This is a genomic window from Curtobacterium sp. YC1 (genome assembly GCF_016267665.1).
GTDB lineage: Bacteria > Actinomycetota > Actinomycetes > Actinomycetales > Microbacteriaceae > Curtobacterium.
The window spans coordinates 207,038-217,426 of the sequence record NZ_CP066341.1 but is presented as its reverse complement, the minus strand read 5'-3'; the positions used below and the strand labels follow the sequence as shown (position 1 = coordinate 217,426).

9 protein-coding genes are annotated in these 10,389 nt (G+C 72.5%); 7 read left to right on the top strand and 2 right to left on the bottom strand.

The annotated features are described in order from the left end of the window. Positions 1-3 precede the first annotated feature (3 nt). On the bottom strand, positions 4-1,797 hold the full coding sequence (locus tag I8920_RS01135) for a peptide ABC transporter substrate-binding protein (RefSeq protein WP_198657379.1): 1,794 nt from the start codon (positions 1,795-1,797) through the stop codon (positions 4-6). Between the two features lie 227 nt (positions 1,798-2,024). Here I8920_RS01135 and I8920_RS01130 point away from each other — a divergent pair, with 227 nt between their 5' ends. From I8920_RS01130 to I8920_RS01120, 3 genes are read left to right on the top strand one after another with little or no spacing between them, the layout of a single operon-like run. Next, positions 2,025-3,209, top strand: a complete 1,185-nt coding sequence (locus I8920_RS01130) for an ROK family protein (protein WP_198657378.1) — start codon at positions 2,025-2,027, stop codon at positions 3,207-3,209. Beyond that, positions 3,202-4,725 (top strand): M81 family metallopeptidase, encoded by a 1,524-nt coding sequence (locus I8920_RS01125; RefSeq protein WP_232832778.1) that lies wholly within the window; start codon positions 3,202-3,204, stop codon positions 4,723-4,725. Before I8920_RS01130 ends, I8920_RS01125 begins: the two co-directional genes overlap by 8 nt. Then, positions 4,722-5,459 (top strand): copper homeostasis protein CutC, encoded by a 738-nt coding sequence (locus I8920_RS01120; RefSeq protein WP_198657377.1) that lies wholly within the window; start codon positions 4,722-4,724, stop codon positions 5,457-5,459. The genes I8920_RS01125 and I8920_RS01120 overlap by 4 nt, the downstream gene beginning before the upstream one ends. A gap of 18 nt (positions 5,460-5,477) precedes the next feature. On the opposite strand, the gene I8920_RS01115 is transcribed toward I8920_RS01120, so the two are convergent. After that, complete coding sequence (locus I8920_RS01115) at positions 5,478-6,113, bottom strand: ATP-binding cassette domain-containing protein (protein ID WP_232832777.1); 636 nt, start codon at positions 6,111-6,113, stop codon at positions 5,478-5,480. Positions 6,114-6,163: 50 nt separating this feature from the next. Between I8920_RS01115 and aztB the strand changes: the two genes are divergently transcribed. Genes aztB through I8920_RS01095 form a run of 4 tightly spaced genes read left to right on the top strand, consistent with a single transcriptional unit; the run spans position 6,164 to position 10,363 of the window. Then, positions 6,164-7,057, top strand: a complete 894-nt coding sequence (gene aztB, locus I8920_RS01110) for a zinc ABC transporter permease AztB (protein WP_198657376.1) — start codon at positions 6,164-6,166, stop codon at positions 7,055-7,057. Continuing rightward, positions 7,054-8,253, top strand: a complete 1,200-nt coding sequence (locus tag I8920_RS01105; protein ID WP_198657375.1) for an ABC transporter — start codon at positions 7,054-7,056, stop codon at positions 8,251-8,253. The genes aztB and I8920_RS01105 overlap by 4 nt, the downstream gene beginning before the upstream one ends. Next, on the top strand, positions 8,250-9,155 hold the full coding sequence (locus I8920_RS01100) for a metal ABC transporter solute-binding protein, Zn/Mn family (protein WP_442873569.1): 906 nt from the start codon (positions 8,250-8,252) through the stop codon (positions 9,153-9,155). The genes I8920_RS01105 and I8920_RS01100 overlap by 4 nt, the downstream gene beginning before the upstream one ends. Before the next feature lie 26 nt (positions 9,156-9,181). Continuing rightward, the gene (locus I8920_RS01095) at positions 9,182-10,363 is read left to right on the top strand and encodes a hypothetical protein (RefSeq protein ID WP_232832776.1); all 1,182 of its coding nucleotides are present in this window, start codon (positions 9,182-9,184) and stop codon (positions 10,361-10,363) included. Positions 10,364-10,389: the final 26 nt, after the last annotated feature.

Below are 10,389 nucleotides of genomic sequence, written 5' to 3'. Positions count from 1 at the left end.
GTCCTACTTGGTCCACTTCCACTGGGCCGGGTGGAAGTTGGCGAGCGAGTCCTGGTCGAACCCGGACAGGCCCTTCTTGACGACCGAGATCTGGTAGTCGGGGCTCGGCAGCCAGATCACCGGCAGGTCCTTCGCGAGCGCGGCGCTGTAGTCCTGCACGGCGGTGGCGTCGGTCGAGGTGGTGGTCGCGTCGATCAGGGAGTCGACCTCCTTGTTCGAGTAGCTGCCGAAGTTCGCCGAACCGCCGGTCTGGAACAGCGACTCACCGGTCGGGTAGGCCGGGAAGTACCAGCTGCCCGCGGTGCCGAAGAACGACAGGTCCCAGTCGCAGCTGGCTTCGTCCGAGGTGCAGGTCGGGGTCTGCGACAGCACGCTCGACACCGGCGCGGTCTTGATGGTGAAGTCGATGCCGGTCTTCGCGAGCGAGGACTGGATCGCGCTCATCATGTTGTCGGTCACGGTCGAACCGGACTGCGACAGCACCTGCATCGAGAACTTCGTGCCCTCCTCGACACCCTCGCCGCACTGGCTGGCGGACGTGCCCGGGTCGGTGCAGACCATCGTGCCGCCCTGCTCCTCCCAGCCGTGGCTGGTCAGCAGGTCCTTGGCCTTCGAGGTGCTGAACGGGTACGGGTTCGACTTCTGCACGTCGGAGACGTAGTCGGACTCCTGCGCCTGCGGGATCGGACCGTAGGTCGAGGTGGCGGTGCCGTTGAAGACGACCTTCGACAGCGACGTCTGGTCGATCGACATCTGGACGGCCTGACGGGCGTACAGCTGCTTGAAGACCGCGCCCATGTCCGGGTTGTTGAAGTTGTACGGCATGTACGTGATCGCCCAACCGGTCCACGGCTGCACCGTGTAGTCCTTCGCCTCGAACGACGCCTTCTGGTCCATGTCGGTGGCGTTGATGTACCCGTAGTCGACCTCGCCCGAGCGGACCGCGTTCACCTCGGCGTCGGCCGTGGTGAAGGGCAGCAGGTTGACGGTCCCGATCGACGCCTTCTCACCCCCGTCGTACTTGTCGTTGGCGGTCAGGGTGACCTTGCCGGCCGTGGTGAAGGTCTTCACGCCGTACGGGCCGGAGATCGTCTTCCACAAGTCGTCGGTGGCGTAGTCGGAGATCTTGCCGGCGGCGGTGTTGAGGTACTTCCACACCTGCTTCGCGCCGGCGGTGGTCTCGTCGGCGTCGGTCACCTCCGCGGTCGCGCTGGTCTTGTCCCAGGCGTGCTGGGGCAGCGGGATGATGTGGCTCAGCTGGTTGGCGAGCATCCAGTCCGAGTTGTAGGCCTTGTCGAAGGTGATGGTGAAGTGCGTGTCGTCCACCGCCTTGAACGACGTCCAGTTGTCCGGCGCCTTGCCCTTGGAGTACGAGCCCCACTGGTCCTTGTTCGCCGTGATCAGGTTGAACCAGAAGCCGACGTCGCGGCTCGTGATCGCCTCACCGTCCGACCAGTGCCGGTCGCCGAGCGTCATGGTGACGCTCTTGCCGTCGTCGGCGAACTGCGCGTCGGTGGCGACGGAGCCTGCCTTGTTCCACGCGATCTTGCCGGTGGAGCCGTCGTACGCGACGAGCGGCTCGTACAGCGACTGGGCGATGGAGCCGTTGTTCGTGTTGAGGTGCGCGGCGGTGCCGATCGGCAGGATCCAGTTCGGCGTGAAGTTGGCGGGGAGCGCGTAGTCGATCTCGTCGGTGTCGTTCGTGGCGGCGGAACCGCCACCCGAACAACCGGCGAGCAGGGCGCTCACGGCGATCGCGGCTCCGGTGAGGAGCGCCCAGCGGCGGGGCTTGGACATGCGGTGTCTCCTTGTGCGATGGACGTCGGGGAGGTGGAGCACGGGTGCCGTGCGGCACGGGGACAGTCAAGGACCAAAGCGATTGGAAAAACAAACATCTCGATGTAAAAACTGCGTTACTGCCGAACCGACGAAAGGGTCGGCGCTCCGATCCGCCGCCTAGGCTCGTCGCAGAACGGTCCACCGCCCGGTGTGCCCCCGCTGTTCCGCCGGTATTGGAGAAAGTCGTGGCCGACCTCAGCGCCCGCGTCCTGGAGCTCGTCGCGTCCGGACAGGCGGCCAGCCGGACCGAGATCGCCACGCTGCTCGGCGCGGCCCCGTCGACGGTGTCGCACGTCGTCGCGCAGCTGCTGGCCCACGGCCTGCTGGCCGAGGAGGGCACCGACGTGTCGACGGGCGGCCGCCCCCGCAAGGTGCTCCGCATCGGCGGGGTCGACGAGTACGCGGTCGCCGCCGACGTCGGTGGCGGGCACGCGCGGGTCGGCGTGGTGCTGCCGGGAGGCGCGCTCGAGTCCGTCTCGAACGTCCCGTTCGCCCTGTCCGACGGCCCGACCGCGGGGCTCCAGCGCCTGGCCGCGCTGCTCGAGCGGCTCGCCGAAGAGCGTGGTCGCGAGGGACTGCGCGGGGTCGGCCTCAGCCTGCCCGGGCCCGTCGACGTCGAGGCCGGCGTGGTCGACCTGCCGAGCCGGATGCCGGGCTGGAACGGGTTCCCCGTCGCCGCCTGGCTGAGCGAGCGGTTCGGGCTGCCCGCGATCGTCGACAACGACGCGAACTGCATGGCCGCCGGCGAGCAGACCGTGCAGGACCCCGGTCGACGACAGACCATCACGATCAAGGCCGGATCGGCGATCGGTGCCGGGATCGTCATCGACGGACGGCTGTACCGCGGCTCGACGGGGTCGGCCGGGGACATCACGCACGTGCGCATCGACGCCGCCGGGGACACCCCGTGCTCGTGCGGCAACACCGGGTGCCTCGAGACCGTGGCGTCGGGGGCCGCGCTGGTGCGCATCCTGTCGGACGCGGGGGTCGACGTCGCCTCGACCGCCGACGTCGTCCGGCTCGCCTCCGACGCGCACCCCGAGGCCACCCGTGCCGTGCGGATGGCGGGCCGGTACCTGGGCGAGGTGCTCGCCGCCAACGTCAACTTCTTCAACCCGGACGCCGTCTACCTGGGCGGCATCCTGTCCACCCTCGACCCGTTCATCGCCGCCGTGCGGAGCCAGCTGTACGAGAGCTGCCACCCGCTGATGACCCAGCACCTGGCGATCGAGCCGGTGTCCCTCGGTGCCGACGCCGGGCTCGTCGGTGCCGGGCAGTTCGCGCTGCAGCGGGGCCTCGCCGCCTCGCTCCAGCAGCTGTCCACCCCCATCCCGCAGTCCACCACCAGGAACAGGAGCGTCCGTGTCTGAGACCCGCGCCCACCGCCGCCCGGTCGTCGCCATCGCCGGCCTGGCCATCGAGACGTCGACGTTCACGCCGACCCGCACGCACGCCGCGGCGTTCCACCCGGACCGCGGCGACGAGGTCGTGGCGCGGTACCCGTTCCTGGCGTCGTACGCCGACGCCGCCGACTTCCGGGGTGCGCTCATCGGGCACGCGCTGCCCGGCGGGATCGTCGACCGGGCGTCGTACGAGGAACTCGCCGACGAGATCGTGGAGCGCCTGCGTGCACTCGGCCCGGTCGACGGCCTCTGGTACGACATCCACGGCGCGATGGTGGTCGAGGGGCTCGACGACGCCGAGACGGACCTGCTGCACCGCATCCGCGCGGTCGTCGGCCCGGACGTCGTGGTGTCCGCGTCGATGGACCTGCACGGCAACGTCACGCGCGAGCTCGCCCACCAGGTCGACCTCGTCACCTGCTACCGGATGGCCCCGCACGAGGACGCCCTCGAGACGAAGGAGCGCGCGGTCCGGAACCTCGTCGACGTGCTCACGACCCGGCCCGTCGGCGCGCAGCGGCCCGTGAAGGCCTGGATCCCGATCCCCGTCCTGCTGCCCGGCGAGCAGACCTCGACCCGTCTCGAGCCGGCGAGGTCGCTGTACGCCCAGGTGCCGGAGGTCGAGGCGACCGAGGGCGTGCTCGACGCCGCCATCTGGGTCGGGTACGCCTGGGCCGACCAGCCCCGCGACCAGGCCGTCACCGTCGTGACCGGGTGGGACGAGGCCGCGGTCGCCGCCGGGGCCGAGCGACTCGCGGCGGCGTTCTGGGACGTCCGCGAGGACTTCGTGTTCGTCGCGCCGACCGGCACCTTCGAGGAGTGTCTCGACGCCGCGCTCGCCCCGGGTGCCGCGAAGCCGTACTTCATCTCCGACTCGGGCGACAACCCCACGGCCGGCGGCTCGGGCGACATGACGTGGGGCCTGACGCAGGTGCTCGCCCGTCCGGAGTTCCGCGACCCGTCCGGTCCGACCGTCATCTACGCGAGCGTGCCCGGGCCGGCCGCCGTCGCCGCAGCGGTGGAGGCCGGTGTCGGCGCGACGGTGACCGTGACCGCCGGTGCCGCGGTCGACCACGTGCACGCGGGGCCCGTCACGATGACCGGCCGGGTGCACGCGATCGGGCACGGCGACCGCGACGCCGTGACCGAGGTCGTGCTGCAGGTCGGCAGCGTCTTCGCGATCCTGACCGAGCTGCGCAAGCCGTACCACCACGAGCACGACTTCACCGACCTCGACCTGGCACCGCGTGATGCCGACGTGGTCGTCGTGAAGATCGGGTACCTCGAGCCGGAGCTGTTCGACATGGCCGCCGACTGGATGCTCGCGCTCACCCCGGGCGGCGTCGACCAGGACCTGCTGCGCCTCGGGCACCACAGGATCGAGCGGCCGATGTTCCCCTACGATCGAGTGTTCCCGACGGCGCCGGACCTCAGCGCCCGCATCGTCCCCGCCTCCACCGAACCGCTCGGAGACCCTGCATGAGCACCACCGCCGCACTCGAGATCGCCGTGACGTCCCCGGCGGGTGCCGTCGCCGCGCGGGACGGCGGCGCCGACCGCGTGGAGCTCTGCGTCGGTCTCGAGCTCGGCGGGCTCACCCCGTCCCAGGCCCTGGTCGAGACGACCCACGAGACCGGGATCCCGGCGCACGCGCTGGTCCGCTGCCGTCCGGGCGGCTTCGTGCACACCCCCGACGAGGTCGACCTGATGGTGCGCGAGGTCCGGACGGTGCTGCGCTCCGGGGCAGCCGGGGTCGTGGTCGGAGCCCTGCGTGCCGACCGCACCCTGGACGAGGACGCCCTCCGCCGCTTCGTCGACGCCGCCCGCTCCGTCAGCGCCGCCGCCGAGGTCACCCTGCACCGGGCGATCGACCACGCCGCCAACCCCGTCGCAGCGGCCGGGTCGCTCGCCGCGCTCGGCTTCACGCGCGTCCTGACCTCGGGCGGTGCCCCCACCGCGGTCGCCGGCGCCGACACGATCGCGCGCATGGTCGCGGCCGCCGGTCCCGTGCAGGTGATGGCCGGAGCCGGCGTCACCCCCGCCGACGTCCGTGCCCTGGTCGCCACCGGTGCCGCCGCCGTGCACCTGTCGGCGAAGCGTCCTGCCGCGGACAGCGCACACGCCGGTGTGCCGATGGGCGCCGGCGACGACGGGTCCGCACACTTCGTCACGGATGCCGAGGTCGTCGCGGCCGCCCGGCGCGCACTCGACGCCTGACCCGAGCACCGACGCGGGTCAGCCGAGCGTGACGACGCGGTCGGCCGCGGCGATCGCGACCGGGTCGTGCGCCGCGTGCACGACCACGACACCGTCTGCCGCCTCGGCGGCGAGCGCATCGACCACGAGCGCCGCGGAGTCGGCGTCCACCCCGGCGGTCGGCTCATCGACGAGCAGCACCCGCGCACGCTGCGCCAGGCCGAGCGCCACGAGCGTGCGCTGCCGCTGGCCGCCGGAGAGCTCCTCGATCGGCCGGTCCGCCAGGTCCGTGATCGCCATCCGCTCCAGTTGTGCGTCGACGAGCGCCCGGTCGCCGCGCCCGAGTGGTCGCCACCACGCGCGGTGCCGCCACCGCCCCATCGTCACGGCCGCGCGGACGGTGAGCGGCAGGGTAGTCGGCGGCACGGACTGGGTCACGTAGGCGACACCGTCCGCCGGGAGGCCCGTCACCCGTCCGCCGGTCGGCGTCACGACCTGCGCCACCACGTCGAGCAACGTGGACTTGCCGGAGCCGTTCGGCCCGGTGAGCGCGGTCACGACCCCGGCCGCGAAGGTCGCGTCGACGCCGTCGAGGACGGTCCGGTCACCGCGCACGGCGGTCACGCGGTCCAGGTGGACGGCGGTCCGGGGTTCGGTCGGAGCGGTCGGAGGCACCTGAGCACGCTATCAGTATCGATACTCGTTTTCATGTAGCGTCTCGGACCGTGACCTGGCTGACCGATCCGTTCTCCGTCGACTTCATGGTGCGCGCCCTCGTCGGTGGCGCCCTGGCCGCGGTCCTCTGCGCCGTGGTCGGCACCTGGGTGCTCGTCCGGGGCATGGCGTTCCTGGGCGAGGCACTGTCGCACGGCATGCTGCCCGGCGTCGCGATCGCCACCCTGACCGGGATCCCGGCCGTGCTCGGCGCCGCGGTCAGCGCTGGCGTCATGGTCCTCGGCGTCGGGGCACTGCGCCGCCGCGCCCGACTGTCCTACGACACCTCGATCGGCCTGCTCTTCGTCGGCATGCTCGCCCTCGGGGTGATCATCGTGTCGTCCTCGCGCTCGTTCGCCACCGACGTCACCGCGATCCTGTTCGGCGACGTCCTGGCGGTCACCCGTGCCGACCTGGGCGGGCTCGCGGTCGCCGTGGCCGTGGCACTCGCCGTGGCGGTCGCGTTCCACCGGCCGTTCACCGCCCTGGCCTTCGACGTCCGCAAGGCCACCACGCTCGGGCTGCACCCACGGGTGGCCGAGGTCGTGCTCATCGGCCTCGTGACCCTGGCGGTCGTCGCCTCGTACCGGGCCGTCGGCACCCTGCTCGTCGTCGGCCTGCTGCTCGCGCCCGCCGCAGCCGCACGCGCGTGGACCCGGCACGTGGCCTCGACGATGCTGCTCGGCGCCGCCGTCGGCACCACCGCCGTCCTCGTCGGCCTGCTCGTCTCGTGGCACGCCGGCACCGCCGCCGGCGCGAGCATCGCCGCGGTGGCGGTCGGCGGCGTCGTCGTCTCGCGGGCCGCCGCCGCCGTCGTCCTGCGACGCACCCCGACCCCGGCACCGGCGCGCGCGGCCGCGCCGGCAGCACCACGATCCGCCGCACCGTACCGAGAGGGAGCATGACGCACTCGACCATCCGCCGCGCACCCGCGCGCATCCTGTCCACCATCGGCCTGGCCACCGGCCTGGCCCTCACCGTGACCGCCTGTTCCACGGGCACCCCGTCGGCCGACGACGCGACCGCGAGCGCCCGCCCGCACGGCTACGTCGAAGGGGCGAGCGAAGCCCAGGAGCCGCAGGTGCGCCTCCTGGCTGTGTCGGCGACCGGCGAGACGGCGCTGCACGACCTGCTCACCGAGGAGTCCACCGAGCTCGACGGGGTGGACGCCCCCGAGCACTCCGCCACCGACGGCCGGTTCCTCGTGACGAGCGACGGCGACCGCACGACGATCGTCGACGGCGGCTCGTGGACGGTCGACCACGGCGACCACACCCACTACTACGCGGCGGACCCCCGCGTCGTCGGCACGATCGACCGCGGCGGCCCGGTCGAGGTGCACTCGTCCGAGACCATGACGACCCTGACGTGGCCGGACCGCGGCGAGGCCGTGGTGCTCGACCGCGAGGCTCTGGGCCAGGGCGAGGTCGACGAGACCGCGCGGGTCGACGCCACGGTCCTGCTGCCGGTGGGCGAGCAGCTCGTCGCCGCCCAGGGCGACACCGTCCGGGTGCTCGACGCGGACGGCGACCCGGCCGACACCGCCTCGGCCGACGGGCAGACCTGCACCGACCCGGCCGGCGGGATCGTCACCCGCGCGGGCGCGGTGGTGGGCTGCACCGACGGCGCGGTCGTCGTCGACGACGCCGGAGCGACGTCGTTCGTGGAGCTTCCCGACGACGCCGAGCGCCCGACGGCCTTCGCCGCCCGTTCCGGGCGTCCGACGGTCGCCGGGCTGGCCGGCGACACCGGCTTCTGGCTGCTCGACGTGCGCGAGGGCTCGTGGCGGCACGTGCCGACCGAGCGGCCCCTGCGCGCCGTGGTCGCCGTGGACGACGAGGACGAGCACGTGGTCGGGGTCGACGCCGACGGCCGGGTGGTCGTCGTGACGGCCTCGGACGGGACGGTCGCCACGACCGAGCCCCTGGTCGAGGTCGACGGCGACACCGCTCCCCTGCTGCAGCTCGACGCGCAGCGGGCCTACCTGGCCGACCCCGCCAGCGGCACGGTGCACGAGATCGACTTCGCCGACGACGCCCGCGTCGCCCGCACCGTCGACCTGCCGGTCGCACCCCTCGCCTTCGCCGAGGTCGGGCTGTGAGGGCGACGACGCGACTGCTGACCGCCGTGGTCGTCGCCGCGACGCTCACCGTGACCACCGCCGGGTGCACCGCCGCCGGCTCGGACCGCCCCCTCGTCGCCGTGACCACGAACATCCTGGGCGACGTCGTCACCGAGGTGATCGGCGACCAGGCCGACGTCATGGTCCTCATGCCGCCCGGGGCCGACCCGCACTCGTTCGAGGTGTCGGCGCAGCAGGCAGCACGACTCCGGAGCGCCGACCTGGTGGTCGAGAACGGCCTCGGGCTCGAGGAGGGCGTCGCCCGCCACGTCCAGGCCGCGGCGGAGGACGGTGTGCCCGTGACCACCGCCGGTGACGCCGTCGACGCACTGGAGTGGACCACCGAGGACGACAGCGGGCCGGACCCGCACTTCTGGACCGACCCGGGACGCATGGTCGACGTCGTCGAGGCGCTCGACGCGGACCTGCGCGAGGTCGGCATCGAGCCCGCCGGCACCGATGCCTACCTGGCGGAGCTGCAGGACCTGGACGACGAGATGACGACCGCGATGGCCACGGTGCCCGAGGACCGGCGGGCCCTCGTGACGAACCACCACGTGTTCGGGTACCTGGCCGACCGGTACGGCTTCCGGGTCGTCGGCGCGGTGATCCCGAGCGGCACGACCCTGGCCTCGCCGAGTGCAGCGGACCTGCGGGACCTGGCGGACGCGATCGACGAAGCGGGCGTGCCGACGATCTTCGCGGACGCCTCACAGCCCGCGCGACTGGCCGAGGTCCTGGCCGAGGAGGTCGACGTGCACGTCGAGATCCGCCCCCTGGCCACCGAGTCGCTGACCGAGGACGGCGACGCGTCGACCTACCTCGGCATGATGCGCTCGAACACGCAGGCGATCGTCGACGGCCTGTCGACTGGTAAATGAGAATGAGAATCAATACAGTGAGCAGCATGACGAACACCAAGACGCTCCGGGCCGTGTGGCCCGCCGCCCTGCTCGGCGCCGCAGCCCTCGCCCTGACCGGGTGCGCGACGAACGCCGCCGACGCCGGGTCCGACAGCAGCGCGACCCCGACGGCAGACGGCACCCGCATCACCCTGACCTACGACGGCGGCCTGCTCACCCTCGACCAGGACCTGCAGGTCGTGGCCGACGACGCGATCGACGGCTTCACCCGCGTCAACCCCGCCGGTGACGGTCGCCACGTGCTCGTGACCGTGCCCGAGGGCTTCCGGGTGCTCGACACCGCCGCCGACCCGGCCCTGACCGACGCCGTCTTCCCCGCCGACACCGGCGGCCACGCGGTCGTGCACGGCGACACCACCGCCCTGTTCGCCGACGGCACGGGCGACGTGACGACGTTCGACCACACCGAGCTCGACGGGGCCGACCTGCCCGACGTCGAGACGACGAAGTCCGAGGCCGCCCACCACGGCGTCGCCATCGAGCTCGAGGACGGCACACTCCTGACCACCATCGGCACCGAGGAGAGCCGCTCCGGCGTGCGCGCCCTGGACGCCGACGGCGAGGAGATCGCACGCTCCGAGGAGTGCCCCGACGTGCACGGCGAGGGTGCTGTGACCGGCGAGGTCGCGGTGTTCGGCTGCACCGACGGCGCCCTGGTCTACGACGACGGCGCGTTCGAGAAGATCGACGCCCCGACCGAGTACGGCCGCACCGGCAACCTGTTCACCACCGAGGACTCGTCCGTCGCGGTCGGCGACTACAACGACGACCCCGACAGCGAGGGCTACCTGCTCGACCAGATCGCCCTGATCGACGCGGCGTCGGGGGAGTACACCGTCGCCGACATGCCCGAGGACGTCGGCTTCACCTTCCGCGACCTGGCACGTGGCCCCGGCGACGAGGCCGTCGTGCTCGGCTCCGACGGCGCCCTGCACACCTTCGACGAGAGCACCGGCGAGCAGCTCGAGTCGTACCCGGTCATCGACGCGTGGGAAGGTCCGACCGAGTGGCAGGACGCCCACCCCGCACTGAAGGTCGACGGTGACGTCGCCTACGTCACCGACCCGGCCGAGCAGAAGGTCCACGCGGTCGACCTGACCACCGGCGAGGTCATCGCCTCGAGCGACGAACTGCCGGGCGTGCCCAACGAGATCGCGGTCGCGTAGCGATCCCCACCAGCACGAGACGGACG